At 65.6% G+C, this 24353-nt stretch carries 24 protein-coding genes; 21 read left to right on the top strand and 3 right to left on the bottom strand.

Annotation, left to right across the window (positions count from 1 at the left end; genetic code table 11):
* The first annotated feature begins 184 nt into the window (after positions 1–184).
* From AC07VL_RS02970 to AC07VL_RS02955, 4 genes are all read left to right on the top strand, one after another.
* Positions 185–742: a winged helix-turn-helix transcriptional regulator gene (locus AC07VL_RS02970; protein WP_010394680.1), complete on the top strand. Its 558-nt coding sequence runs from the start codon at positions 185–187 to the stop codon at positions 740–742.
* Positions 743–910: 168 nt separating this feature from the next.
* A complete protein-coding gene (locus tag AC07VL_RS02965; RefSeq protein WP_494804557.1) occupies positions 911–1348 on the top strand; it encodes a CHRD domain-containing protein in 438 nt (145 codons plus the stop codon).
* Between the two features lie 99 nt (positions 1349–1447).
* A complete protein-coding gene (locus AC07VL_RS02960; RefSeq protein WP_494804556.1) occupies positions 1448–2401 on the top strand; it encodes an AEC family transporter in 954 nt (317 codons plus the stop codon).
* Between the two features lie 43 nt (positions 2402–2444).
* The gene (locus AC07VL_RS02955) at positions 2445–2582 is read left to right on the top strand and encodes a hypothetical protein (RefSeq protein ID WP_494804555.1); all 138 of its coding nucleotides are present in this window, start codon (positions 2445–2447) and stop codon (positions 2580–2582) included.
* A 127-nt stretch (positions 2583–2709) separates the two neighbouring features.
* Here AC07VL_RS02955 and AC07VL_RS02950 read toward each other — a convergent pair whose 3' ends face one another.
* Positions 2710–3357: an FMN-binding negative transcriptional regulator gene (locus tag AC07VL_RS02950; RefSeq protein WP_494804554.1), complete on the bottom strand. Its 648-nt coding sequence runs from the start codon at positions 3355–3357 to the stop codon at positions 2710–2712.
* Positions 3358–3819 carry an OsmC family protein gene (locus tag AC07VL_RS02945; RefSeq protein WP_494804553.1) on the bottom strand — a complete coding sequence of 154 codons (462 nt, stop codon included), beginning with the start codon at positions 3817–3819 and terminating at the stop codon, positions 3358–3360.
* Between the two features lie 106 nt (positions 3820–3925).
* Here AC07VL_RS02945 and pdxR point away from each other — a divergent pair, with 106 nt between their 5' ends.
* The 11 genes from pdxR (at position 3926) to AC07VL_RS02890 (ending at position 15420) form a co-directional block, all read left to right on the top strand.
* Positions 3926–5419 carry a MocR-like pyridoxine biosynthesis transcription factor PdxR gene (gene pdxR / locus AC07VL_RS02940; protein WP_494804552.1) on the top strand — a complete coding sequence of 498 codons (1494 nt, stop codon included), beginning with the start codon at positions 3926–3928 and terminating at the stop codon, positions 5417–5419.
* Between the two features lie 38 nt (positions 5420–5457).
* Positions 5458–6033, top strand: a complete 576-nt coding sequence (locus tag AC07VL_RS02935; protein WP_494804551.1) for a DNA-3-methyladenine glycosylase I — start codon at positions 5458–5460, stop codon at positions 6031–6033.
* Positions 6033–7664 (top strand): FAD-dependent 5-carboxymethylaminomethyl-2-thiouridine(34) oxidoreductase MnmC1, encoded by a 1632-nt coding sequence (gene mnmC1, locus AC07VL_RS02930; RefSeq protein ID WP_494804550.1) that lies wholly within the window; start codon positions 6033–6035, stop codon positions 7662–7664. The genes AC07VL_RS02935 and mnmC1 overlap by 1 nt, the downstream gene beginning before the upstream one ends.
* Before the next feature lie 294 nt (positions 7665–7958).
* Positions 7959–8456, top strand: coding sequence for a rhodanese-like domain-containing protein (locus AC07VL_RS02925; protein WP_494804549.1), 498 nt, complete (start codon positions 7959–7961; stop codon positions 8454–8456).
* Between the two features lie 19 nt (positions 8457–8475).
* Positions 8476–9462, top strand: coding sequence for a serine O-acetyltransferase EpsC (gene epsC, locus AC07VL_RS02920; protein ID WP_494804548.1), 987 nt, complete (start codon positions 8476–8478; stop codon positions 9460–9462).
* A gap of 7 nt (positions 9463–9469) precedes the next feature.
* Positions 9470–9694 carry a helix-turn-helix domain-containing protein gene (locus AC07VL_RS02915; protein ID WP_034784364.1) on the top strand — a complete coding sequence of 75 codons (225 nt, stop codon included), beginning with the start codon at positions 9470–9472 and terminating at the stop codon, positions 9692–9694.
* Between the two features lie 103 nt (positions 9695–9797).
* Positions 9798–10730, top strand: coding sequence for a family 2A encapsulin nanocompartment shell protein (locus AC07VL_RS02910; RefSeq protein WP_494804547.1), 933 nt, complete (start codon positions 9798–9800; stop codon positions 10728–10730).
* A complete protein-coding gene (locus AC07VL_RS02905) occupies positions 10705–12507 on the top strand; it encodes a family 2A encapsulin nanocompartment cargo protein cysteine desulfurase (protein ID WP_494804546.1) in 1803 nt (600 codons plus the stop codon). The genes AC07VL_RS02910 and AC07VL_RS02905 overlap by 26 nt, the downstream gene beginning before the upstream one ends.
* Before the next feature lie 171 nt (positions 12508–12678).
* Positions 12679–13398, top strand: coding sequence for a sensor histidine kinase (locus AC07VL_RS02900; RefSeq protein ID WP_494804545.1), 720 nt, complete (start codon positions 12679–12681; stop codon positions 13396–13398).
* Positions 13399–13409: 11 nt separating this feature from the next.
* Positions 13410–15140 carry a response regulator gene (locus AC07VL_RS02895; protein WP_494804544.1) on the top strand — a complete coding sequence of 577 codons (1731 nt, stop codon included), beginning with the start codon at positions 13410–13412 and terminating at the stop codon, positions 15138–15140.
* Between the two features lie 64 nt (positions 15141–15204).
* Entirely contained in the window at positions 15205–15420 is a 216-nt protein-coding gene (locus tag AC07VL_RS02890; RefSeq protein ID WP_034753454.1) for a hypothetical protein, read from the top strand.
* 21 nt (positions 15421–15441) lie between these two features.
* Here the strand turns inward: AC07VL_RS02890 and AC07VL_RS02885 are convergent, their stop codons facing one another.
* On the bottom strand, positions 15442–16140 hold the full coding sequence (locus AC07VL_RS02885; RefSeq protein WP_494804543.1) for a PhaM family polyhydroxyalkanoate granule multifunctional regulatory protein: 699 nt from the start codon (positions 16138–16140) through the stop codon (positions 15442–15444).
* 149 nt (positions 16141–16289) lie between these two features.
* On the opposite strand from AC07VL_RS02885, the gene AC07VL_RS02880 reads away from it, so the two are divergent.
* The 6 genes from AC07VL_RS02880 (at position 16290) to AC07VL_RS02855 (ending at position 24353) form a co-directional block, all read left to right on the top strand.
* Positions 16290–17399, top strand: a complete 1110-nt coding sequence (locus AC07VL_RS02880) for a DUF3108 domain-containing protein (RefSeq protein WP_494804542.1) — start codon at positions 16290–16292, stop codon at positions 17397–17399.
* Positions 17400–18164: a DUF3108 domain-containing protein gene (locus AC07VL_RS02875; protein WP_494804541.1), complete on the top strand. Its 765-nt coding sequence runs from the start codon at positions 17400–17402 to the stop codon at positions 18162–18164.
* A gap of 223 nt (positions 18165–18387) precedes the next feature.
* Positions 18388–19758: a hypothetical protein gene (locus AC07VL_RS02870; protein ID WP_139335410.1), complete on the top strand. Its 1371-nt coding sequence runs from the start codon at positions 18388–18390 to the stop codon at positions 19756–19758.
* Positions 19751–20488, top strand: coding sequence for a hypothetical protein (locus tag AC07VL_RS02865; RefSeq protein WP_076565445.1), 738 nt, complete (start codon positions 19751–19753; stop codon positions 20486–20488). The genes AC07VL_RS02870 and AC07VL_RS02865 overlap by 8 nt, the downstream gene beginning before the upstream one ends.
* An 8-nt stretch (positions 20489–20496) precedes the next feature.
* Positions 20497–23328, top strand: coding sequence for an ATP-binding protein (locus tag AC07VL_RS02860; protein ID WP_494804540.1), 2832 nt, complete (start codon positions 20497–20499; stop codon positions 23326–23328).
* Positions 23328–24353 (top strand): DUF4424 family protein, encoded by a 1026-nt coding sequence (locus AC07VL_RS02855; protein ID WP_494804539.1) that lies wholly within the window; start codon positions 23328–23330, stop codon positions 24351–24353. Before AC07VL_RS02860 ends, AC07VL_RS02855 begins: the two co-directional genes overlap by 1 nt.

The following is a 24353-nucleotide window of genomic DNA, read 5'->3' as shown; positions in this document are numbered from 1 at the left end:
CATCGGGACTGGAGAAGCTGAACTGAGCATGATTGTACTAGAGCAAGAAAAGTGTGAGTTTTTGCGTATTTTTAATCCCTCGCCGGGGCGGGGGGGAGGCTTGCAAGGTGATAGTAACTAAGTTTCCGTGTTGCAACTGAAATACTTTTCGATTGTTGTTTTAAATTAATGTGAGGAGATGGTCATGAAACATACCAACTTTAATAATTTGCCTTGCCCGATTGCGCGCAGCCTGGGCAAGGTGGGCGAATGGTGGAGCATCCTCATCCTGCGCGAAGCGTTTTATGGCAAGACGCGTTTCGACGAATTTGAAAAAAGCCTCAAGATCGCCCCCACCATCCTGACGCGCCGCCTCGCCGACCTGGTGGAAGGGGGCTTGATGACGCGCCGCCTGTATTGCGCCAAGCCGCCGCGCTACGACTACGTGCTGACCAAGTCCGGACGCGCCTTCAAGCCCGTCCTGCTGGCGTTTATCGCCTGGGGCAACGAGAACTTTGCCCCCGAAGGCGCCAGCCTGGTGATCGCCAGCCGCGACACGGGCCTGGCCGCCGATCCGGTGCTGGTCGATGCCATGACGGGCTTGCCCATCAATGACGAGTACTACGCGTTCGCGCCGGGGCCGGCTGCCAGCGACAGCATGCGCAGCATCATCCTCGATGCGGAAAAAAGCAGCGGCATCGCGCCCAAGCCCAAGGCCGCGCCCGCCAACCGGGGCTGGGTGGCGGAAGGGCATCTGGCCTGAGGGCGCGACGGCAGGCGCGCACGTGGTTTGGCGCAAAGCAAAGCGGGCACGGCGGTATGGCGTTACTGTCGCATGACAGCAAGATTTTTTTGCGCGACACACGGCGCAGGCCCGGCGCTACGGGCAGGGCGCCATCCGTGATCCGATGTCCGTTGAAGGAGTACTGCGATGAGCACATTGCAACAACACGCGCGCCGTGTCGCCACGGTGCTGGCGCTGGCTGCCCTGCTGGGCGCCTGTTCCCATGGTCCGCATCATCCGGACGGCCATGACGTCACCTTGACGGGCGCGCAGGAAGTGCCGGCCAACACCAGCACGGCCAGCGGCAGCAGCAATATCCGCGTCGGGCACGACCGCAGCGTCAGCGGTGGCGTGCGCTACACGGGCATGGTGGCCACCGTCGCGCATATCCATGAAGCGCCCCCTGGCGCCAACGGCCCTGTCATCGTGCCCCTGATGCAGACCAGCACCGGCATGTTTGCCGTGCCGGCTGGCACCATGCTCACGCCGCCCCAGTATGCGAGCTACCAGGCGGGCAACCTGTACGTGAACGTGCACAGCGCCGCCTACCCGGCCGGCGAGATCCGCGCCCAGCTCAAGCCGTAGCCGGCGGCCGGCGTTTTCTGCGAAACCTCCTTGGGCCGCGTGAGCGGCCTTTTTTTGCGCCAGCGGGATGGTGCGCGGGGCGCGCTACAATGGCGCGCCATGCTGACCATCCTTGCCATCACCTTTCCCTTCTTCGCCCTGGTGCTGTGCGGCTACCTGGCCGTGCGCCGCGCCTTGCTGCCGCTGGCCGCCATCGGCGGCTTGAACAGTTTTGTCCTGTACTTCGCGCTGCCCTGCATGCTGTACCGCTTCGGCGCGGCCACGCCCATCGCGCAGCTGCTCGACGGCAGCGTCTTCGGCGTCTACCTGCTGTGCGCCCTGATCATGGTGGGCGTCACCATGGCCATGACCCTGAGCCACCGCATCGACTGGAACAACGCGGCCTTCGGCTCGCTGGTGGCGGCCTTTCCGAACACGGGCTTCATGGGCGTGCCCCTGCTATTGACCCTGCTGGGACCCCGTTCCTCCGGCCCCGTCATCGTCACCATCGTCGTCGACATGCTCATTACCAGCTCGCTGTGCATCGCCCTGTCGCGCATCGGCAGCGGCGGCGCGCAGGGCGGCCGCGCGGCCGTAGTCAACGCCCTCAAAGGCATGGCGGGCAACCCGATGCCGTGGGCCATCGTGCTGGGCGCCTTGTCCTCGTGGCTGGAGCTGGCCTTGCCCAGGCCCCTGATGCAGACGGTGGGCCTGCTGGCCGATGCCGCCTCGCCAGTGGCCCTGTTTACCATCGGCGCCGTGCTGGCCCGCTCGCAGATGAGCACTGGCGATCCCGCGCCGCTGGGCGAATATGTGCCGGTGGCGCTGAAAAAACTGCTGCTGCACCCGCTGCTCGTGTGGGGCATGGGCCATGCGGCCATCGCCCTGGGCGCGCCGCTTGACCCGTTTGCCCTGACCTGGATGGTGCTGGTGGCTTGCCTGCCCAGCGCCAGCAACGTCACCTTGCTGTCGGAGCGCTTCGGCGCGAACACGGCGCGCATCGCCCGCATCATTCTGGTGTCGACGGCGCTGTCGTTCCTGACGTTTTCGGCGGCCGTCAGCTGGCTGGCGTGACGGCTTGTTCAATGCGGCCGTCAGCTGGCCGGCGTGACCGGGCTTGTTCAATGTCGCGTGCCGCGCCTCGCGCCTTGCGCAGCATCGTGAGCACAGCGCGGCGCGCATCTCCCGCATCATTCTGGTCTCGACGGCGCTGTCGTTCCTGACGTTTTCGGCGGCCGTCAGCTGGCTGGCGTGACGGGGCTTGTTCAATGTCGCAGGCCGCGCCTCGCGCCTTGCGCAGCATCGTGAGCACAGCGCGGCGCGCATCGCCCGCATCATTCTGGTGTCGACGGCGCTATCGTTCCTGACGTTTTCGGCGGCCGTCAGCTGCTTATCTTGACGTTGGCGGCGATCAGCGCGCCCAGGGCTTGCGCCGCGCCGGGCTGATGGGCCAGCGCCAGGCCGTGCGCCATGCTGGCCTGGTCCTGCACGCTGCGGTTCTGGCCCAGCTTCCATTTGCCTTCCAGGCGCGCGAGGGGAATCTCGATGCCGACGATGGCCTTCAGCATCTTGCCGATGTAGTCGGCCGGCGCATCGCCCACCTTCCACGGTGCGGCTTGATCTGCCTCATGGCGCGCCGTCAGCCGCTCCACCAGTGCCAGCAGCCACGCCGTATCGTCGATGACGCGCAGGGGGCCGTGGGCATGCACCACCGCGTAGTTGAAGGTGGGGACTTCCTTGCCGCTGCGCTGCTTTTCCTCGTACCAGGCAGGCGTGATGTAGGCCTGCGGTCCCTGGAAGATCACCAGCGTCCCGGCACCGTCGGCGCGCCACACGGGATTGGCGCGCGCCACGTGGGCGCGCAGGATGCCGAAGGGCGCTTCAGGCGTGGGCGCGGCGATCTCGAACGGCAGATGGTCGGCGCACAGGCCATCGGCGCCATGGCGCACGAGCGCGCCCAGGGGATGCGCCCGGATCAGGCCATGCAGTACGTCGAGGCGCTCTTCGCGGAAGGTGGCTGGCGTGTACATCTAGGCGACTCCTTGCACGATGACGTCGGCCGTCAGCGAATTGGCGATGTAGCAGCGCGCGTGCGCGTCGTGGTGCAGGGCGGCCAGCGCCTCGGGCGAGGGCGGCGTTCCCGCGAAGGCGATGCGCGGACGCAGCACGATGCGCGTCATGGCCAGGCGTCCTTGTGCATTCTTGCCCAGCTCGCCGACGGCCTCGTCGCGGTAGTCGTCGATGACGTAGCCGCGCTGCGCCGCCAGCGACAGGAAGAACAGCATGTGGCAGCTCGACGTGGCAGCCACCAGGGCCTCTTCCGGGTCGACATTGGCCGCCACGGACATCGGCAGCGGCACGGACAGGGGCGACGACGAGGCGGGGACCGTCAGGCCGCCGTCGAACTGCCATTCATGGCCACGGCTGTAGCGCTGGCCGGCGAAATCCTGGGCGTCGCGCTGCCAGGCCACGGTGGCGAAAAACTGCTGCATGGGTACTCCATGTTGAAGGGGGGGGATCGCCATCTTAGCGCCGATCTTGGCTATTTAAAACAGCCAATAAGTGCTATCTTGAAGCTACCAATTCATGATTGCCGCCATGCCGACTTCCCATGTGAACTCCCTCATCGCCACCCTGCCTCTCGACCGGGGCATCGCCGAGCCGCTCTTTCGCCAGCTGTATGGCGCCATCAAGGCCGCCATCCTCGACGGGCGCATGGGCCCCGGCATGCAGCTGCCGCCCACGCGGGCGTTCTGCCGCTTGCTGGCCGTGTCGCGCCAGACGGTGCTCAATGCGTATGCGCTGCTGGCGGCCGAAGGCTACCTCGATGGCAGCGTGGGGCGCGGCACCTTCATCAGCCCTGATGTGCCGTTGTCCGTGCCCCCGTCCGCCGCGCCGGCGCCCGGCACGCCCGGCCTGCTGCGGCCCCTGTCGGCGCGCGGGCAGGGCGTGGTGACGGCCATGCGCCAGGTGGCGATACACCGTGGCCCGCTGCGCGCCTTCCGCGTCGGCATGCCGCGCATCGACCACTTTCCCTTCGACGTGTGGACCCGGCTGGAAGCGCGGCGCTGGCGCCGCCCCGACCACCAGTTCGGCTACAGCGACCCGGCCGGCTTCCTGCCGCTGCGCGAGCTGCTGTGCGTGTACCTGAAGGCCTCGCGCGGCGTCCGCTGCACGCCGCAGCAGATCGTCATCACGTCCGGCTCGCAGCAGGCGCTGTTCCTGCTGTCGACCATCCTGCTGGCACCGGGCGATTGCGCCTGGATGGAGTCGCCCGGCTACCGGGGCGCCAGCGGCCCCCTGCGCGCGGCCGGCGCGCGCGTCTTTCCCGTTCCCGTCGATGCGCAGGGGCTGGACGTGGCGTATGGCGTGGCGCACTGTCCGCAGGCGAAGCTGGCCTACGTGACGCCCTCGCACCAAATGCCGCTGGGCGTGAGCATGAGTCTGCCCCGCCGCCTGGCCCTGCTGGCCTGGGCCGCGCAGCACAAGGCGTGGCTGGTGGAAGACGACTACGACAGCGAATACCGCTACACGGGCGCGCCGCTGGCGTCCCTGCAAAGCCTGGACCGGGCCGGCTGCGTGGTGTACGTGGGCACCCTGTCGAAAGTGCTGTTTCCCGGGCTGCGCCTGGGCTACATGGTGGCGCCGCCCGCGCTGGCCGAGGCGCTGGTGCAGGCCAAGGCCGTGATGGACCGCCATACGGCCATCGTGCCGCAGATGGCGCTGGCCGACTTCATCGCCGAGGGCCACTTTGGCCGGCATATCCGGCGCACGCGCGACAGCAACGCGGAACGGCGCGACCTGCTGTTGCGCGGCATCGCGCGCGAACTCGACGACCAGCTCGCGTGCGGCCCGGCCGACAGCGGCCTGGAACTGTGCGCGTATTTTCGCGGCGCTCACGAGGAAGAGGCGGTCGCGCGGGCAGGCCTGGAACGGGGCATCGAGCTGCGCCCGCTGGGGCACTATGCCGACCCGGAGGCTGGCGCCGCCTGTGCCACGCCGGCGGGGCTGCTGCTGGGCTTCGCCGCCATTCCCCCGGCCGAGCTGGCGCACGGCGTGCAGGAACTGGGGCGCATCCTGCGCGGCCGATAATCTATACTGGCAGCTGCCCGCACACGAAGACCTCGACCATGACGAAGACCGCGACCCTTACCCGCTGCTCCTGGGCCAATCCGGCCAATCCCCGCTATCTCGATTACCACGATACGGAGTGGGGCGTGCCCTGCCACGACGAGCGCCGCCTGTTCGAAATGCTGAACCTGGAAGGCGCGCAGGCGGGACTGAGCTGGGAAACCATCCTCAACAAGCGCGACACCTACCGCGCCGCCTTTGATGGCTGGGATGCGGAGAAGATCGCCGCCTACGGTCCCGACAAGGTGGCGCAGCTGCTGGCGGACCCCGGCATCGTGCGCAACCGCCTGAAGGTGGCGGCCGCCATCACGAATGCGCAAGCCTATCTGCGCCTGCGGGCGGAAGGCCGGACGCTCGACAGCTTCCTGTGGGCCTACGTCGATGGCCAGCCCATCGTCAACAGCTGGCAAGCGGGCGAGTTTCCCGCGAAGACCCCCTTGTCCGACCAATTGTCGAAAGACCTGCTCAAGCGGGGCTTCAAGTTCGTCGGCTCGACCATCATCTACGCCTACATGCAGGGCATCGGCATGGTCAACGACCACGCGCCCGCCTGCTTTTGCCGCGCGGGGCGCTGATGCGCCGCGCGCTGGTACTGCTCGACACGGATTTCGACGGCGCCCGCTTTCATGCTGCCTGTGCCGCGCATGGCGGGCGGCGCCTGCATTACATCGCGCTGGCGCCGCGTCCCGTCGATGCCAGCCATCTGCCGGAGGAATGGCGCAGGCAATGGCCGCCCTGCGTGCCGGGCCAGCACCGCATGGTTTCGCGCGACGGCCTGGTGACGCTCGATGTGCTGGCCGGCGATCCCGAGGCCTGCCTGGCACAGCTGGCGGCGCGCATCGACGCCGTGCACCTGGCGTGGGTGCCAGCAGCGGTGGCGGTGCTGGCGCGGCTGATGACGGACGGCGGCCAGCTGCAGGCCGTGCATCTTGACGAGGCGCAGCGCGCGGCGCTGCAGGGAAACGGCTTTGTCTTCGACGAGAGCCGCCTGCGCGCCACGTTCTATGCGCGGCGGGGAGAGCACGTGGCCGCGGCGGCGCCCGAGCGGCGCGCCATCGTCATCGGCGCGGGCGTGGCCGGCGCGGCCGCCTGCGAACGGCTGGCCGCGCGCGGCTGGAAGGTGACCCTGATCGAACGCCACGCGCAGGCGGCCAGCGAGGCGTCCGGCAACCTGGCCGGCATCTTCATGCCGCAGCTGTCGAAGGACGACAATATCGCCACGCGCCTGGTGCGCGCCGCATATCTGCATTCGCTGCGCTACTGGGCGGACCTGGGCGGCATCGGCGCCGCCTTCGAGGGCGCGCAGTGCGGCGTGCTGCAGCTGGCGCGCGATGGCGCGCATGCGCAGGTGCAGCGGCAGATCTCCGCCAGCGGCATGTATCCCCCTGAATTCGCCCGCTGGCTGGAGGCGCCCGAAGCGTCCGCCATGCTGGGCGCGCCGGCACCCGACGGCGCATGGTGGTTCGAACAGGGCGGCTGGGCGCGCCCCTCCTCCGTTTGCGCGGCCATGCTGGACGCCTGTGGCGCCCTGCTGACGCGGTGCTTTTCCAGCAGCGCGCTGCGCCTCGAACGCGTGGAGGACGAATGGCTGGTGCGCGATGCGCAGGGCGGCCTGATTGCGGCCGCGCCCACGGTGATTCTGGCCGCCGGCACGGGCGCCGTGCAGTTCGGACAGGCGGCCGGCCTGCCGCTCGACGCCGTACGGGGACAGGTCACGCACCTGGCCGAAGGCAGCCTGCCATCGCTGCCGTTCGTCGTCTGCCGCGAAGCCTACATGACGCCGGCGCACGGGGGCGTCGTCTGCGTGGGCGCCAGCTATGACGCGGACGCGGATGCCAGCGTGCGCGTAGCGAGCCAGCACGACAATATCGGCAAGGTCGCCGCCATCCTCGGCGTGCCCCCGTTCGAGGCGCCGCTGGCCGGGCGCACGGGCTTTCGCTGCGTGGCGCCGGACCGCCTGCCACTGGCGGGCGCCTTGCCCGACCCCGGCGTGCCGGGGCGCTGCGAGCGCCTGCGCGACGTGCCCCGCTGGCCCGGCCTGCATGGCTTGCTCGGCTACGCCTCGCGCGGCCTGATCTGGGCGCCGCTGGCGGCCGAGCTGCTGGCCTGCCAGCTGGAGGGCGAGCCGCTGCCGCTGGAACGTCAGCTGGCCGAGGCGCTTGATCCTGCCCGTTTTTTACTGCGCGAACGCCGCAGGAGCGCCTGAAAAAGCCCATGGCGTCGTTGTCCTGCCTCGCCGTACGTTCGGCACTCCGCCTGGCCCTGGGCATTTTCAGACGCTCCACGTGGCAATATCCTCGGGGTCAGACCCCCAACAGCGCTGACGCAAAGCTTGGCGCCAACGCACATGAGGGTCTGCCCCCTATACGGACACTGCGCGCGTCATCCCCATATACGTTTTTCAGCTTTCCAAACTCTTTTTAATTTGTTTTCCGAACAACATAAGTTCGCTACAGTGGACGCGTGCTGGTTCTTGATGACGGAATAAAGAGGTGGACAGATGGCTGCTGCAGAACTGATTTTTGATCCCCGCGCCGCGCACGGCGAGGCGGCGTTTGACGAAGTGCTCCATCTCGCGCGCATCCAGGCGCAGGCGCAGGGTTTGCCGTATGCGGGCGTCGTCAGCGCGCAGGATGCGTGGCAGCTGGTGCAGGCCGGCAAAGCCGTGCTGGTCGACGTGCGCACCAACGAGGAGCGCACCTTCGTCGGCTACGTGCCTGCCTCGCTGCACGTGGCGTGGGCCACGGGCACGTCCATGAACCGCAATCCCCGCTTCACGCGCGAGCTGGAAGCGAAGGCGGGCGGCAAGGAGGCCGTGGTGCTGCTGCTGTGCCGCAGCGGCAAGCGCTCGGCGCTGGCGGCCGAAGCGGCGGCCAAGGCAGGTTTTTCCAGCGTCTTCAATATCGCACAGGGCTTCGAGGGCGACCTTGACGCACATCAGCAGCGTGGCCACAGCGGTGGCTGGCGCTGGCACGCACTGCCCTGGCTGCAAGACTAATCTACCCCTCAGGACCACCATGAACCAGCGTGCCTTGCCTCCCGCCTCCCTCGCCGCGCAGCCGCAATGGGAGCTACACCAGATCGTCGATGAATTGCGCGTCGTGCGCGAACGCTGGCGCGACGGCTTATTGCGCCATCAGGAGTGTGGCGCGCGCGAGTTCCCCTCGCGCCAGCACCTGCGCGACATCGTCACCGCCCTGTGCGCGGCCCTGTTCCCCATGCGTCTGGGGCCGCTGGACCTGCAGCAGGAGAGCGAGGATTTCTTTGTCGGCCACACGCTCGACACGACCTTGACAAGCTTGCACGAGCAGGTGCGGCGCGAACTCAGCTACCACGCGCGCCAGCACGGCTTGCAGCAGACGGTGTCCATCGAGCAGCAGGCGCTGGCCATCGTGCAGCGCTTCGCCCGCGCGCTGCCGCGCATCCGCGCCCAGCTCGACACGGATGTGGCGGCCGCCTTCCATGGCGACCCGGCCGCGCACAGCGTCGATGAGGTGCTGCTGTGCTATCCGGGCATCCTGGCCATCATCCATTACCGCCTGGCGCACGCCCTGTATGCGCTGGGCGCGCCGCTGGTGGCGCGCATCATCGCCGAAGTGGCCCATTCGCAGACGGGCATCGACATCCACCCGGGCGCCGTCATCGGCAGCAGTTTCTTCATCGATCACGGCACGGGTGTGGTGATAGGCGAGACGGCCATCATCGGCGAAAGGGTGCGCATCTACCAGGCAGTCACCCTGGGCGCCAAGCGCTTTCCCGCCGGCGACGACGGCGTGCTGAAAAAGGGACTGGCGCGCCACCCCATCGTGCAGGACGACGTGGTCATCTACGCGGGCGCCACGATACTGGGCAGGGTGACCATCGGCCAGGGTTCCGTCATCGGCGGCAATGTCTGGCTGACCCGTAACGTGGCCCCCGGCAGCAACATCACGCAAGCCCACAATCAGCAGGAGGCGCCAGAATTGCAGCCGCCATTGCACCCCGCTTTTGCCCACCACCCATGAGGACAGCATGTTGATCAAACAGTTTGGACTGGCCGTGCGCCAGTTGCGCGAAGGGCATGGCTGGTCGCAGGAGCGGCTGGCCGAAGCGGCCGACTTGAACCGCTCCTTCATCGGCGAAATCGAACGGGGCGCCGCCACGCCGTCGCTGCTGACGGTGGAAAAGCTGGCCGGCGCGCTGGGCATCGGCCTGGCGGGCCTGATGGCGCGCTGCGAACCGGAACTGGTGGATTAATGCCGGCCTGGTGGCGATAGCATGTTGAGCAAACGAGAGGGGCGCCCGATACTTTATTTGTTTTCCAGATAAGCATATTCACTTTTCTCATTAGGAGTCGTCGATGGCCGAAGCAACCCCCGATAGCCAGTTTGCGCTGGGCGATAACGCCGCGCGCCAGCTGGCCAATGCCAGCAAGAGCGTTCCCCAGCTGTCCACCATCACGCCGCGCTGGCTGGTGCACCTGCTGCAATGGCTGCCCGTGGAAGCGGGCATCTACCGCCTCAACCGCGTAAAAAATCCCAAGGACGTGCGCGTGGCCTGCTCGCAGCGCGACGAGTCGGAACTGCCGCAAACCTTCGTCGACTACGAGGAGCAGCCGCGCGAGTATTTCCTCAATGCCGTCAGCACGGTGCTCGACGTGCACACGCGCGTGTCGGACCTGTACAGCAGCCCGCACGACCAGATCAAGGAGCAGCTGCGCCTGACCATCGAGACGATCAAGGAGCGCCAGGAAAGCGAATTGATCAACAATCCCGATTACGGCCTGCTGGCCAGCGTGCACGACGACCAGCGCATTTTTACGCTGACGGGCGCGCCCACGCCGGACGACCTCGACGAACTGCTGACGAAAGTGTGGAAGGAACCGGGCTTTTTCCTCGCGCACCCGCTGGCGATTGCCGCCTTTGGCCGCGAATGCACGCGCCGCGGCGTGCCGCCACCGACCGTCAGCCTGTTCGGTTCCCAGTTCCTCACCTGGCGCGGCGTGCCGCTGGTGCCGTCCGACAAACTGCCGATCGAAGACGGCAAGACGAAGATCATCCTGCTGCGCGCTGGCGAGCAGCGCCAGGGCGTGATCGGCCTGTTCCAGCCTGGCCTGGCGGGCGAGCAAAGCCCGGGCCTGTCCGTGCGCTTCATGGGCATCAACCGCCACGCGATTTCGTCCTACCTGATTTCGCTGTATTGCTCGCTGGCCGTGCTGACCGACGATGCGCTGGCCGTACTGGAAGACGTGGAGATCGGTAAATACCATGACTACCCAGATACCTACAAGTGATGGCGCGGCGGGCTTGCCTACCGTTCCGTTTTTACCCGACGAAGCGACCCTGAACCGCCTGGCCGGTGAATTCTTTGCCCGTTTGCCGGGCTTGGACAAGTCGCCCAGCCTCGGTGGTTCCGGCAGCGTGCTCGATGCGGCGCCCCGCTATGTAAACCGTCCGCCGCCGCAGCCCGGCCCTTCGCTCGCCGCCATCGCCCCCGGCGTGGCGACGGCGCAGGTACCGCCCGTAACGGCGCCAAGGGAGGCGCCCATTGCACCGGCGCCCGCGTCCGTGCCGACGCCGCGCTTGTCGGCGATCAATGCGCCCGCGGCGCCATCGCCGTATTATTTTCTGGGTGGCGCGCATGGTTATCCCGCGTCGAACGGCAAGCTCGATAGCCTGGCGCAGCAGGGGCTGGGACAGGCCGCGCCCGATGATTTAAGGGGCCTGTTTGCCACGCCGCCACGCGCCCCCGCGCGCCAGCTGTCCGTGACGCCGTCAAACAGCCAGCCCGCGTTCTATTTCCAGACCGAGCTGCCTGCGGCGACGCAGCCCGGCCTGCAGAAAGCACCGGCGCCATTCGACGTGCATGCCGTGCGGCGTGACTTTCCCGTGCTGGCCGAACGGGTCAACGGCAAGCCGCTGGCCTGGTTCGACAATGCGGCCACCACGCACAAGCCGCAGTCGGTGATCGACCGCGTGTCGTATTTCTACGCGCACGAGAATTCGAACATCCACCGCGCCGCGCATGCGCTGGCGGCGCGCGCCAGCGACGCGTACGAGGCCGCACGCGCCAAGGTGGCCAGCTTCCTGGGCGCCGCCTCGGCCAATGAAATCATCTTCGTGCGCGGCGCCACGGAAGGCATCAATCTGATCGCCAATACCTTCGGCCGCAAGTACATCGCCAGCGGCGACGAAATCATCGTCTCGCAGCTGGAGCATCACGCCAACATCGTGCCGTGGCAGCAGCTGGCGGCGGAAAAGGGCGCGATTCTGCGCGTGATTCCCGTCGATGACAGCGGGCAGATACTCCTCGATGAATTCCGCAAGCTGCTCAACGGACGCACGAAACTGGTATCGGTGACGCAGGTGTCGAATGCATTGGGCACGGTCACGCCCGTGGCGCAGATCATCGCGCTGGCGCATGCGGCCGGCGTGCGCGTGCTGGTCGACGGCGCGCAGGCCGTGTCGCACCTGCGCGTGGACGTGCAGGCGCTCGGTGCGGACTTTTACGTGTTCTCGGGGCATAAAGTGTTCGGCCCGACGGGCATCGGCGCCGTGTACGGCAAGGCGGATTTGCTGGAGCAGCTGCCGCCCTGGCAGGGCGGCGGCAACATGATCGCCGACGTGACGTTCGAGCGCACCGTCTACCAGGGCGTGCCGAACCGTTTCGAGGCGGGCACGGGCAATATCGCCGACGCCGTGGGCCTGGGCGCGGCCATCGATTACGTAGCACGCATCGGCCTGGAGAACATCGCCGCCTACGAGCATGCGCTGCTGGACTACGCCACGCACCAGCTGCAAGCCATACCCGGCGTGCGCCTGATCGGCACGGCGTTTGAAAAGGCGAGCGTGGCTTCCTTCGTGCTGGCCGGCTACGCGCCGGCGGAAGTGGGGCAGGCCCTGAACGAGGAGGGCATCGCCGTGCGTTCGGGCCACCACTGCGCCCAGCCTATCCTGCGCCGCTTCGGCGTGGAAGCGACCGTGCGGCCCTCGTTCGCCTTCTACAACACGTACGAGGAGATCGACCGCATGATCGCCGTGGTGCGCCGCCTGGCGGGCGCGCGCCGCTGATCGGGATGTTTTGCCGCCCGATGCCGCCCCTGCGCCAGCGGGGGCGGCATTGTTGCGTTATGTCACGGACTTTGCGCGCGGCTGGCTGGCGCCCGCAGGCGGGCGGTATAATTTATCCTTGGCAATATTTGAGCCGCGGCGCCGTGCCGCCGGCGCCCGAGGAGATATCCGGTGGAAGATCAACACAGCTCGCCCGAGCTTTTCCTGTTCCTGGCGTCGACCGTGCACGACATGAAAAATTCGATCAGCGTTGTCAGTGGCACGCTGGAATCGCTGCTGGCGGCCGAGCAGGCCAAGGCCGCGCCACAGGCGGACCCCGCCTACCTGCAGATGGCGCAGATGCTGTACCAGACCAAGCGCCTCAACGATAACCTGATCCAGCTGCTGGCCCTGTACAAGGAAGTGGGCAAGCCCGGCTACCCCTTCGACGTGCAGCCGCAGCTGGTGGGCCAGGTGATCGACCAGGTGGTGGACCAGGAAAAGATCCTGCTGGCCTCGAAAGGCATCCGTCTGGAGACGGCCTGCCCGCCGGAGCTGATCTGGACCCTGGACGAAGACCTCGTCATCGGCGTGCTGGCGCATGCCATCAACAACGCCATCCGCTATACGCGCGACACGATCCGCCTGTCCGTGCGCGAGGCCAGCGGCCTGCTGGAGCTGCGCGTGGAAGACAATGGCGAAGGCTATACGCAAGCCTTGCTCGACGCGGGCAGCGCGGCCATGGACGGCATGGCCGCCGGCGTGAATTTTTCCACCAACAGCACGGGCCTGGGCCTGTATTTTTCCAGCGAAGTGGCGAAGATGCACAAGCACCGGGGGCAGGGCGGCAGCATCGCGCTGGAAAATGGCGGCGCCCTGGGCGGCGGCTGTTTCATCCTGCGCCTGCCCTGAACGAGGACACCATGGCAACCGACAGCCACGCCACCGCCGCCGAAGCGGGCAGCACCGACTGGGCCGACAAGCATTACCTGCTGGTCGACGACTTCATCGGCATCCGCATCCTGCTGCGCGAATCCTTGCGCAACCTGGGCGCGCGCCATATCGACCAGGCGGCCAGCGGCGGCGAAGCCATGAAGCTGCTGGCCAAGACGCGCTACGACGTGGTGCTGTGCGACTACAACCTGGGCGAAGGCAAGAACGGCCAGCAGGTGCTGGAAGAGACGCGCGTGCGCAACCTGACGGCGCCGTCCAGCGTATGGCTGATGGTGTCGGCCGAGAAAAGCGTGGAATCCGTGATGGGCGCGGCCGAGCACCAGCCCGACGCCTACCTGATCAAGCCCATCACGGAAGGCGTGCTGCTGACGCGCCTGAACCGCGTGTGGCACAAGAAGCAGGTGTTCCGCGAAATCGACCAGGCCTGCATGGAAAAGGATTATCTGCGCGCGGCCAAATTGTGCGATGCGCAGATCGAAGTCAACAAGCTGCACGAGCTGGAATTGCTGCGCATGAAGGCCAGTTTGCTGCTGAAGAGCGGCGAGCCGGAAAAGGCCCGCGCCGTGTACGAAAAAGTGCTGGCCGAGCGCGATTACAGCTGGGCCAGGGCGGGGCTGGGCAAGATCCGCATGAATAACGGCGAGCATGAGGCGGCGCGGCAGATCTTCCAGGGCGTCATCGTCGAAAACAAGTATTACATCGATGCCTACGACCAGATGGCCGTCGCCTACCAGCTGATGGGTCAGCACGAGGAAGCGTGCGGCGTGCTGGAAAAGGCGGCGCGCCTGTCGCCCAATTCCGTGCCGCGCCAGCGCAACCTGGGCCAGGCTGCCTTAAAAATAGGCAATGTCAGCATGGCGGAAAAGGCTTTCCGCAAATGTATCTCCATCGGCGAATTTTCCGTCATGAAGACGCCGGACGCCTACCTGGGCCTGGCGCGCGTGTGCGGCCTCAAAAAGGATGCCAAGGAAGCGCTGCAGTGGCTGCTGCTGGCGCAGCGCGAATTCTCGCCCGAGCAGATTGGCTTGCGGGCGAAGATCACGGAAGGCATGGTGCATCACGAAACGGGCGATTACCGGCGCGCGCGCAAGTGCGGCGACGAACTGGAAGCCATGCTGCTTGACGACCCGGCGCGGCCCGAGAAAAGCATCTGCATGGAACTGGCGACCCTGCTGTTCGCCGTCGGCGTGAAAGATGCGCCGGCCGGCCTGCTGTGCTACGTGGTGAAGAACAACCACGACAACCAGGTGGTGCAGGACGAGGTGCAAAAGATCTTCGACAAGGCGAAGATGGGCGACGAGGGCACCAGCCTGATCATCGCCTCGCGCAAGGAAGCGTCGGACCTGATGAACAAGGGCGTGCTGCTGTGGAAGACGGACAAGCTCAACGAAGCGGTCGCCTGGATGCGCGCGGCGCGCGAAAAACTGCCCAACAACCTGCGCATCCTGTTCAATTCCGCGCAAATCATCGTCTCCTTCCTGGAACAGCGCGGCTACCAGGCGGACTTGGCGGCCGAAGCCATGGAAGTGTTGTTGTATGTAGACAAAATTGCACCAGGGCAGCAGCGCTTCGCCCAATTGATGGAGCAGCTGGTGCACATGACGCCCCCGCCCGAGACGCAGGAGGTGGCCGTGGTGCTGGAAAAAGCCCCGCCGGCGCCGGAAAAAGGGGGAAAAGTCGTGCGCCAGCGTCCCGGATGATAAACTAGGGGCCAGCGTGGGTTCGCCTGCGCTTGAGTTGCTTTACAACAATAAGGAAGAAACTATGCGTGATGTGGTCAATGAAGTATACAAAAAGATGAAAGTCGGCGCCGTTGCCTGGGTACGCCCGGTGGCCGCCAAGGGAGACACGCTGGAAACATTCCAGTCTTCGTACGAGCACGCCAAGGCGCTGGCCGACGAAGGCCTGATCACGATCGGTGACGTTAAACGCCAGGCCGACAATCAGATCGAGGCGATCCGCATTCATCGTATCGCCTGATCATATTGCCGACTTGTGGGGCTAGGCCTTGCCTGGCGCCTTAGCCTTGGGCGCCGCGCGCTTTGCCGGCGCCTTGCGCAGCGGGGCCTTGGCTGCCGTGGCGGCTTCTGCCGGCTTGGCGGATTTGCCTGCCGCTGGCCTGGCCTGGCTGCCGGCGCCGAAGCTGGCTGCCGCCGCACTGGCCGCATCGGGTGACATCGCCGTCGACACGGCCTGCTTGAACTGATCTTGTAACAAATTCCACCAGGCACTTGGATTGGCCAGCTGGGCCGCCGCATGGCTGCCGGCGTCGCTGGGCGCCGCCGCGGCCGGTTCCGGCGCGGGTGCAGGCTTGGCTTCCGGGGCGGGCGCTGCCGGCTGCTGGAAAAACGCGGAAGCGTAGGGCACGGATTCAAACACGGATTTCTCGCTGGCACCGGGCTGGGTGATGGCGGCCGCCAGCGATGCGCCCATCGATTTCAGGGTGGCAATCGTGCCGCGCTGCACTTCCAGCGCCTGGATACTGCCGCGCAGCATGCTGGTATTGAGGTTCAGCCAGGCTTCGACGGCCTTCAGGTCATTGATTTTCTTGTCCAGCTCTTCCACCGACATGGTGGGCGCCGTGATGCCAGGCACGCCCATGCCGGGCACGCTCATGCTGCCCCACAGGTTCTTGACGAAGTCGAGGGTGTCGGTCACAACTGCTGCGCCCGGCATCTGGGGCATTTGCGGGTTTGCCATGCGAAATCTCCTGGTAGGTGGATGTGCCTAGCGTAGCAGATATCAGCTTGCAACTGACGCAAAGTGGCCAACATTTTCTTACATAAAACCTCAAGAGTTGAGCACGGGCAAGAAGCAGGAATGCGGGTGAAAGCGTTACACTAGCGCTCATGATGCCCGCTTCCTTTTTCTCGCCACCGCGCCGCCGAACCGTTGTCTTTGTCGCGGTCATCGGGGTGCTGCATTACGTGGCGCTGGAATGGCTGACTTCGCATGCGGGCATGGTGCCGTTGCGGCCGGACAATACACAGGTCGTCAGCATGGCGCTGATTGCCGACGCGCCCAAGCCGCTGCCGGTGGTCCCGCCGCCACCGCCGCCGCCCGTGCCCGAGCCCAGGCTGCCGCCACCGCCGCCGCCGACGGCATTGCCGTCGAGCGACACGCCCGTGCTGACGGCGCCGGCCAGCGATGCGCCGGAAGGCCCGGTGACGCCCGCGGCACCGGCGGCGGGCGCGCCCGCCATCACGGCGCCGCCGCCCGCCGAATTGGCGCCGCCGGCGCCAGCGCCGCCACCGCCACCGGCCGTCGAACAGGCGCGGCATTACAAGACGAACGCGCCCGCGTCGGCCCGCTTCGACCTGCACGTGGACCGGCGCGATGCGGACGGCACCAAGTGGCAGGGCGTGGCCGCCATGGCTTGGGATAACCAGGGCACTACGTACCAGCTGAAACTGGAAGTGGGCTTGAGCATGCTGATCACGCGCATCAACCTGCTGGTGCTGACCAGCGAAGGGGTGATCGATGCGAGCGGCATCGTGCCCGTCACGGCCACGGAAAAGCGCAAGGGCCGGGCGCAAACGGCCACGCATTTCAACCGCGACGGCAAGGTCATCACCTTTTCCGCCACGACGGCCACCGTGCCATGGCAGGAAGGGGCGCAGGACAAGGCCAGCGTGCCGTTCCAGCTGGCCGCCATCGGCCGTGCCGATGTCAACCAGCTGGCGGGCAATATCGATATCCTCGTCGGCGAGGAAAAGGAAGCGACCGTGTTCCGCTTCCAGCTCGTGGGCGAGGAAGAGCTGGACACGCAGATGGGCCGGCTGGTGACGTGGCATCTGCGCCGGCCGCCCAAGCCGGGCACGTATTCGTCGCAGCTCGATATCTGGCTGGCGCCGTCCATGCAGTGGTATCCGGTACAAATACGCAATACCGAGGCGAGCGGGGCTTTGACCACGCAAACCGTCACCAAGATCTCCGTCAATGACGCTACAGGAAAATAAATGATGACTCTGACTACCTTGAAACACTTGCTGGCCGCCGGCGTGCTGGCCGCCACCCTGACTCCTGCCATGGCCGACGCGCCCGTCGACCACCCCGTCATCAAGCGCCCGTACAAGCTGGCGCCATCGGCCGACCTCGTTTACTCGATCAAGGCCAAGCAGCGCGGCATCGGCCTGTCCGGCGAATCCGTCAGCAACTGGCGCGTGGGCGACGGCAAGTATTCGCTGCTGGCCGAAACCAAGGCGGCCCTGTTCGGCAAGATCCTCGAGCAGCGCAGCGAAGGCACGGTCGACGATTACGGCCTGGCGCCCGCCCGATTCGTGGAAAAGCGCTTCCGCAAGGATGCCGTCACGACCACCTTCCAGCGCGACAGCAAGACCATCGTGTTTGGCGAAGGCGATGAAACGTACCCGCTGAAGGGCGGCGAACAGGACCGCAACAGTGCCGTCTGGCAACTGGCCAGCGTGGCGCGCGCCGCGCCCGGGAAATTCGTCCCCGGCTCGGAATGGGCCTTCTTTGTTGCCGGCGCGCATGATGCCGAAGCGTGGACCTTCAAGGTCGTCAAGGAAGAGACCGTGACGACGGGCCTGGGCGACGTGGCCGCCATCCACCTGGTCAAGGCGCCGCCGCCGGACAAGAAGGGCCAGCAAGTGGACTTGTGGCTGGCGCCGTCGCTGGAATGGTATCCCGTCAAGGTGACATTCGCCGATGCGGACGGTGGCGATTACGTCGAGCAAACCTTGCAGAAGATCGTCAAGAAGTAAGTGCTCACTAATGGTCCGGGGCCAGGCATGCCATGTTTGGCCCCCCATTTCATCATCCTGGTCCGCTACCGTGCGCCGGTCGTGTTGCGCCGTGTCCGCACCGCCCCCTCCCACGCGCTAAATTGCATGTCAGAACTGATATACTGACGCCCCCGTCCCGCAGCGCCGCTTTGGCCGCTGCGCCGCCCGCTGAACACTCATCCGGAATAGAATGATTGATATAATGGCAAGTGCAGCCGTGGCTGCGGATGCAAATCAGACAGAGCAAGAGCATCACGATTCCTTGCAGGCGCATTTCCAGCCGAATATTTCGGCCGACGAGATCGAGCAGGTGTTCCATTTGAAGCGGGCGCAGCCCTTGCTGCAAGTGTTTACGGCCCTGTTCCACGGCGGTTTCGATGGCGTGCTGGTGCGCCTGCTGGTGTTGCGCGAACTGGCGTCCGATGCGGCCACGTCCGCCTACACGCGCGCCGACATCAACACCAAGCTCGCTTATTTGTTGCCGGAAAGCCTGGAAACGGTCTTGCTGCGCCTGCGATCGAACCAGCTGCTGGCTTGGGATGCGCAGCAGGGCGTGTACCGCGTCACGCCCATGGCGCGCAACGTGCTGTCGGCCATCGACAGCCTGCTGGGCCTGGGCCAGACGGAAGACGAGGCCGAAATGGGCTTTTTGCTGTCGCAGGTGGCGGGGGCGCAAGCCGTCGGTGGCGTATCGGTCGAGCAATTGCAACATTTGCTGGGGCGCCTGGTGGACTTGACGGAGGAGTTTTCCGACGCCATCGCCTCCGGCTCCGAATTCCGGCTGCGCACGGCGCAGGCGAAGTGGAACATGGCTTGCGACTGGGTGGAGAAGGGCTCCGAGATCCTCGTGGCCATCACCTCCGATGAAAACGCGGATAGCGCCACGCACAAGGCGGCGCAGGCGATCGGCCGCGCGCAGAGTAAATTGTTGAACATGCAAGGCATGTTTTCGCGCGCCCTGAACCAGATCGAGCGCCAGCGGGTGCACCTGGGCCAGTCGGGTCTGTCGACCACCGACATCAAGCGCTGGCTCCTGTTGCACGACGACCTGGCCAGCCTGGCCGAAGGCGCCATCGACCAGCCCGTCGTACCCCTGTTCTCCACGCCGGCCGAGATGATCGACGTGGCGGAAACGGAGCTGCTGTCCGAACGGGCGGCCGGCGTCATCAACACGGGCCTGCCCAGCGGAGAGGATGCGCCCACCACCATCAGCGACGGACCCGCCATGCAGCTTGAACTCGACGATTTGCTCGAACGCCTGTCGAACTTTGCCAGCCTGGGCAATTTCCCCAGCATAGGCGAAGAAGGACCGAAATCCGTGCCGGTGCAGGATTCGCTGCTGCCGGCCAGCTTTGCCGTGGCCTCGTACCGGGCGTCCATGCTGCCGCTGCTGGGCGACGTGTCCGAAGCGAGCTTGCAAGGCTCGACGGCCGAACTGGCCCGTTTGCCGATTACCTTTACACCGACCGACGAGATGGTCCAGCTGACCGACCCCCATGTGGCGGCCATGTCGATCGCCTCGCTTTCACTGAATGTTTCACTTGATTTAGATAGCGGCACCGCCGATGAATGACGATTCCCAAATCCTGATTGCGCGCCTGCTCACGCATCAAACCCTGCGCCGCGACGACAAGCTCGTCAAGCGCGTGCTGTCCGACGAGCTGTTCCGCGCCGAGATCGATGCGCGCCTGCTGGCCTGCGGCTTGAAACTGCTCGACAACGTGTACGCCGACCATGTCACCCTGGCCCTGACGCGCACCATCGAGCCGAAGATCTTCGGCGCGCGCGATGTGTGGCAAAACAACAACTTCGGCCTGGCCCGCGATGGCGTGGCCCTGCTGGTGGTGCTGTGGGCGCAGATCATCCTGCCCAAGCGCGAACGCCAGGAAACGCACCAGCACGCCGATGATGATCAAAATGATATGTTTGGCACGGAAAAACCGCTGCCGCGCGCGGAAGACGCGTCCATGGGCATTTCCTACAAGGCGCTGCTGTCGGACTTCGGCGACAAGCTGGGCAAGAAGACGCGCATGGACATGAACCTGGGCACCCTGGCCAAGCTGGGCTTCATCGAGCGGCGCGGCGACGTGCTGCTGGAAGGCCCGCTGCTCGACCTGATGATGGATACCGACGTGCTCAAGGAGCGCATCATCAACGGCGCCCTGGCCGATGTCTTCAAGCGCGCGCCGGCACGCCTGGTCGTCGTCGGCGGCGACCCGCTGCTCGACGCGGAAGTGGAAGCCGACCTGTCCGCCGATGTACCTGACGCGGGCGACGAGCCTGCGTCCGACCTTCCTCACTGAAAGCGCCCATGTTTCATATCAAATCACTTGAACTGGTGCACTGGGATTACTGGCAGCGCATCAAGAACATCCCGCTCGACGCGAAGATCATCACCATCGCGGGGCAGAACGGCTCGGGCAAGACCACCTTGCTCGACGCCTTGCGCACGCTGTTCGGCCTCGATTGCTCGATGGGGCGCACGTACAAGCATTATGCGCGCCACTCGGGCCAGCAGACGGCCTGGCTGCGCGCCGTGGTCGACAACAAGAACGTGGGCAAGCAGCTGTCGAACCGCCCGTTCCGCAGTTCCGGCTTCTTCAGCGACGATGAAGTGACGCTGTTTTGCCAGATCCAGAAGAACGGCGGCGACTGGAAGCGCCAGTATCTGATGCGTCCAGGCAATGTGCAGATCGAGGACATCACGGATGCCAACGACTGGCTGGGCGTGGAAAACTACCGCAAGCGCCTGGCCAATGCTGGCCTGTCGCCGGCCATGTCGAAAGTGCTGGCGCTGGAGCAGGGCGAGACGGACAAACTGTGCGAATACGCGCCGCGCCAGCTGCTCGACCTGGTATTCCAGGTGTTCGGCGACAAGGAAGTGCTGGACGCCTATGACGAAGCCAAGCGCCACCAGCGCGACACGGAAGTGGAGCTGAAGCGCTTCGAAACGGAACTGGAAGCGTCGAAGACCAATCTGGAAGGCTTGCGCCTGCGCGTGGCCAATTACCACCAGTGGGAAGGTTTACATAAGGAACGCCGCAACCTGCTGGAAGAAGTGCTGCCCAGCCTGCAATATCACGAGGCGCGCGAAAAGGCCGCCATTGCCAGCAGGCAATTGCGCGATGCGCGCAAACCAATGGCGCAGGCCGACCAGCAGCTGACCGATAAACGCAATGCGCTGGCGGCGCAGGCGAAGGCCCTGTCCGATGCGCAGATGAACGAGACCCTGCTGGAGCAGGAGTCCATTGGCCTGCAGAGTCGCCTTTCCCTGATCAATGCCAAGCTGAAACCGCTGGACAGCCTGCTGGAACAGAAGGACCGCTTGCACAAGCTGGCGGCCGACTCGGGCAGCGATATCGCCGAAGTGGCGGCCCAGCTGGAACAGAAGGAAGCGGAACTGCTGCGCCAGCGCCAGCAGCGCGACGCCTTGTCGGCGCGCATCGCGGGCGAACAGGCAACGATTGCCGCGCTGCAAGGCAAGACGGCCATGCCGGAGCCGGACAATGTGCGCGGCATGCGCCGCGTGCTGCGCGACGCGGGCATTTCGCACGCGATGCTGTCCGATATCGTCGAAGTGACGGACAGCCGCTGGCAGGGCGCCGTCGAAGGCGTGCTGGGCGGTTACGCTTCGGTGGTGCTGCTGGACAAGGCCAAGGATGCGGCCGCCGCCTACCGTTTGGCCGAGAAGGAGCGCTACCGCCACTTCATCGTGCCCGACCTGGTCACGGCGCCGGTGGCGAAAGACGAGAGTTTGCTGGCGGTGGTGAAATTTTCCGCGCCCGTCCCGAGCTGGCTGATCGAGCAATTGTCGCGCATTGCCCGCGTCGATTCCGTCGAGGCCGGTTTCAAGCTGGGCAACCACGAAGAGTGGATCACGCCCGAGGCGTATCACCGCGAACGCCGCGGCGGGCGCTCGCTGTTCGTGGAAGCGTCGCGCTACCGCTTCGGCCAGGCTGGCCGCAGCGGCCGCCTGGAAGCGCTGCTGCGTTCCCTGCCGGGCCTGGAAGGCCAGGAAGACACCTTGACCCTGGCCATTTCGAAACTGGCGGCGGAAGTGGGTGCCTTGAAGGCGCGCATCGCCGGCGTCGACGCGGCCAAGGAACTCAGTGCGCGCCAGGAAGAATTCGCCGAAGCGCTGCGCAATTCGAAGCCGCTCAAGGAAGAGCGCCTGGAAGTGGGCGGCCGCCTGGGCGAGCTGCAAAACCTGACGAAGAACGCCACCGTGGCGCGCACGCGCGCCGATACCGTGTGGCAAAACGCGCGCCTGGCCCTGTCCGAGGCGGAAGCGGGGGCGCGCCTGGGCTATAAGAAGCAGATTGAGCAGCGCGCCGAGCATGCGCGCGCCTTGCTGGCCCTGCGCCGCGCCTGGCGCCACTTGCCGAAAAGCTGGAAGCGCCCCAGCCGCCGCGCCGCCCTCGTGGCCGAACACCAGAATGCGCACCAGGTCGACCTGCGCGTGGCCAGCCTGCAAAACAGCCTGGCGCGCGACGATTGGGAACTCGATGCCACCGTCATCGACCAGCACCACCGCCTGTCGGATCAATTGCACGGCCGCCAGTCGGAAACGGACGAGCGCCGCTACCAGAACAACCGCGCCATCGAAGCGACGGGCAATGCCCGCGGCGCCTACATGGAGCGCTTGCGCTACACCATCAAGACCTACAGCAAGAACATCAAGGAACTGGGCGAGCTGGCCGGCATCGAAGTGCATGCCGACCCCGTGCGCCTGGAAAACGACGACGTGCAGCTGTCGCAGGCGGGCTTGCACGTGCGCTTCAAGTTCGATGGCAAGGGCGTGATCGGCATGAACGATGGCGAAGCGTCGGGCGGCCAGCAGGTGATGAAGTCGCTGGTGCTCTTGATCGGCCTGCTGAAGTCGGAAGACGGTTCCGGCGGCTTCGTCTTCATCGACGAACCGTTTGCCCACCTCGACATCCGCAACATCCAGCTGGTGGGTGAATTCCTGAAAAACACGGAAGCGCAGTACCTGATGACGACGCCGTTGACGCACAACACGGATGTCTACGATCCATCGGAGCTCACTTTGATCACGAGCAAGAAAAAGAAGGATACCCAATGGGCGCAACCGATCTTCGTGCTGCAGCGGCGCATCGAACCCGTGCCGGGCAAGGCGGCGTGATGACAGGGCGCCAGTGCGCGATGGTCGCGGCCCTGTCGCTGGCCATGGCCGGCGCGGCCATGGCCAATGACGGCATCGGCTCCGTCAGCGCCGGCGGCATTATCGTCGGCAAGACCGATGCCGTGGCCATGAAGAAGGAAGTGCTGACTGTCAGTACGGACTTGATCAAGGTCGAGTACGAGTTTCTCAACGAATCGAAAAACGATGTGGAAGAGACCATCATCTTCCCCTTGCCTGCCTACCAGGCCGGCTACCACCAGTCGCCCACGTACTACGGCCAGCCGCGGCAGTTCTCGATCGAGGTCGACGGCAAGCGCAAGGATTACCAGACCGTGCTGGTCGCCAAACTCGACGGCCGTGACGTGACGGCGCGCCTGGCGCAGCTGGGTCTATCGGATGCGCAAGTGGCCTATTTCCCGTCGTTCAGCCCGTTCGAAAAAAAGGTGGCGGCCTTGAACGCCGCGCAGAAAAAAGCCATGATCGCCGAAGGCTTGCTGGCCAAGCTGTCCGACGACGAGGAATGGGTGCCGGCCTGGTCCGTGACGGTGGTCTACCAGTGGCGGCAGGCATTCCCTGCCGGTAAGACGGTGCGCGTGCGCCATCAATATGCCCCCTTCGTGGCCGCCGGCCCCGGCGCCTCCTACCTGGGCGAAGGCAAGGAATTTGAACAAAAATATTGCGGCGACAAGGCTTTCTACAAGACGTGGAACCGCCTGGCGGCACAACAGGGCGAGGGTGGCTTCGTCAATGCCAAGTGGGTCTCGTACATTCTGAAGACGGGCAACACCTGGAAGAATGGCATCGAAGACTTTACCTTGAACCTGGTCAAGGGCAAGCCGGACGAGCTGATCAGCCTGTGCTTCCCCGGAACGTTTACCAAGATCAATCCCACCACCTTGCAAGTCAAGCTGCGCAACTTCCGCCCACAGCAGGATCTGAACGTGTATTTCGGCAATGTCGAGGGTGGCAGCGAGAATACGGGCGAAGCGCCGGCGTTGCGCCCCCATTTCCTGCTGAAGAAATAG

Source organism: Janthinobacterium sp. GW821-FHT03C08 (assembly GCF_059420905.1).
This window is presented reverse-complemented; position numbering and strand designations above follow the sequence as displayed.

What these genes read in the sequence shown, in the direction of transcription:
- AC07VL_RS02970 (WP_010394680.1), top strand. Translation starts at nt 185, where the DNA reads ATGAAACATACCAACTTTAATAATTTGCCTTGCCCGATTGCGCGCAGC.
- AC07VL_RS02965 (WP_494804557.1), top strand. Translation starts at nt 911, where the DNA reads ATGAGCACATTGCAACAACACGCGCGCCGTGTCGCCACGGTGCTGGCG.
- AC07VL_RS02960 (WP_494804556.1), top strand. Translation starts at nt 1,448, where the DNA reads ATGCTGACCATCCTTGCCATCACCTTTCCCTTCTTCGCCCTGGTGCTG.
- AC07VL_RS02950 (WP_494804554.1), bottom strand. Translation starts at nt 3,357, where the DNA reads ATGTACACGCCAGCCACCTTCCGCGAAGAGCGCCTCGACGTACTGCAT.
- AC07VL_RS02945 (WP_494804553.1), bottom strand. Translation starts at nt 3,819, where the DNA reads ATGCAGCAGTTTTTCGCCACCGTGGCCTGGCAGCGCGACGCCCAGGAT.
- pdxR (WP_494804552.1), top strand. Translation starts at nt 3,926, where the DNA reads ATGCCGACTTCCCATGTGAACTCCCTCATCGCCACCCTGCCTCTCGAC.
- AC07VL_RS02935 (WP_494804551.1), top strand. Translation starts at nt 5,458, where the DNA reads ATGACGAAGACCGCGACCCTTACCCGCTGCTCCTGGGCCAATCCGGCC.
- mnmC1 (WP_494804550.1), top strand. Translation starts at nt 6,033, where the DNA reads ATGCGCCGCGCGCTGGTACTGCTCGACACGGATTTCGACGGCGCCCGC.
- AC07VL_RS02925 (WP_494804549.1), top strand. Translation starts at nt 7,959, where the DNA reads ATGGCTGCTGCAGAACTGATTTTTGATCCCCGCGCCGCGCACGGCGAG.
- epsC (WP_494804548.1), top strand. Translation starts at nt 8,476, where the DNA reads ATGAACCAGCGTGCCTTGCCTCCCGCCTCCCTCGCCGCGCAGCCGCAA.
- AC07VL_RS02915 (WP_034784364.1), top strand. Translation starts at nt 9,470, where the DNA reads ATGTTGATCAAACAGTTTGGACTGGCCGTGCGCCAGTTGCGCGAAGGG.
- AC07VL_RS02910 (WP_494804547.1), top strand. Translation starts at nt 9,798, where the DNA reads ATGGCCGAAGCAACCCCCGATAGCCAGTTTGCGCTGGGCGATAACGCC.
- AC07VL_RS02905 (WP_494804546.1), top strand. Translation starts at nt 10,705, where the DNA reads ATGACTACCCAGATACCTACAAGTGATGGCGCGGCGGGCTTGCCTACC.
- AC07VL_RS02895 (WP_494804544.1), top strand. Translation starts at nt 13,410, where the DNA reads ATGGCAACCGACAGCCACGCCACCGCCGCCGAAGCGGGCAGCACCGAC.
- AC07VL_RS02890 (WP_034753454.1), top strand. Translation starts at nt 15,205, where the DNA reads ATGCGTGATGTGGTCAATGAAGTATACAAAAAGATGAAAGTCGGCGCC.
- AC07VL_RS02885 (WP_494804543.1), bottom strand. Translation starts at nt 16,140, where the DNA reads ATGGCAAACCCGCAAATGCCCCAGATGCCGGGCGCAGCAGTTGTGACC.
- AC07VL_RS02880 (WP_494804542.1), top strand. Translation starts at nt 16,290, where the DNA reads ATGATGCCCGCTTCCTTTTTCTCGCCACCGCGCCGCCGAACCGTTGTC.
- AC07VL_RS02875 (WP_494804541.1), top strand. Translation starts at nt 17,400, where the DNA reads ATGATGACTCTGACTACCTTGAAACACTTGCTGGCCGCCGGCGTGCTG.
- AC07VL_RS02870 (WP_139335410.1), top strand. Translation starts at nt 18,388, where the DNA reads ATGGCAAGTGCAGCCGTGGCTGCGGATGCAAATCAGACAGAGCAAGAG.
- AC07VL_RS02865 (WP_076565445.1), top strand. Translation starts at nt 19,751, where the DNA reads ATGAATGACGATTCCCAAATCCTGATTGCGCGCCTGCTCACGCATCAA.
- AC07VL_RS02860 (WP_494804540.1), top strand. Translation starts at nt 20,497, where the DNA reads ATGTTTCATATCAAATCACTTGAACTGGTGCACTGGGATTACTGGCAG.
- AC07VL_RS02855 (WP_494804539.1), top strand. Translation starts at nt 23,328, where the DNA reads ATGACAGGGCGCCAGTGCGCGATGGTCGCGGCCCTGTCGCTGGCCATG.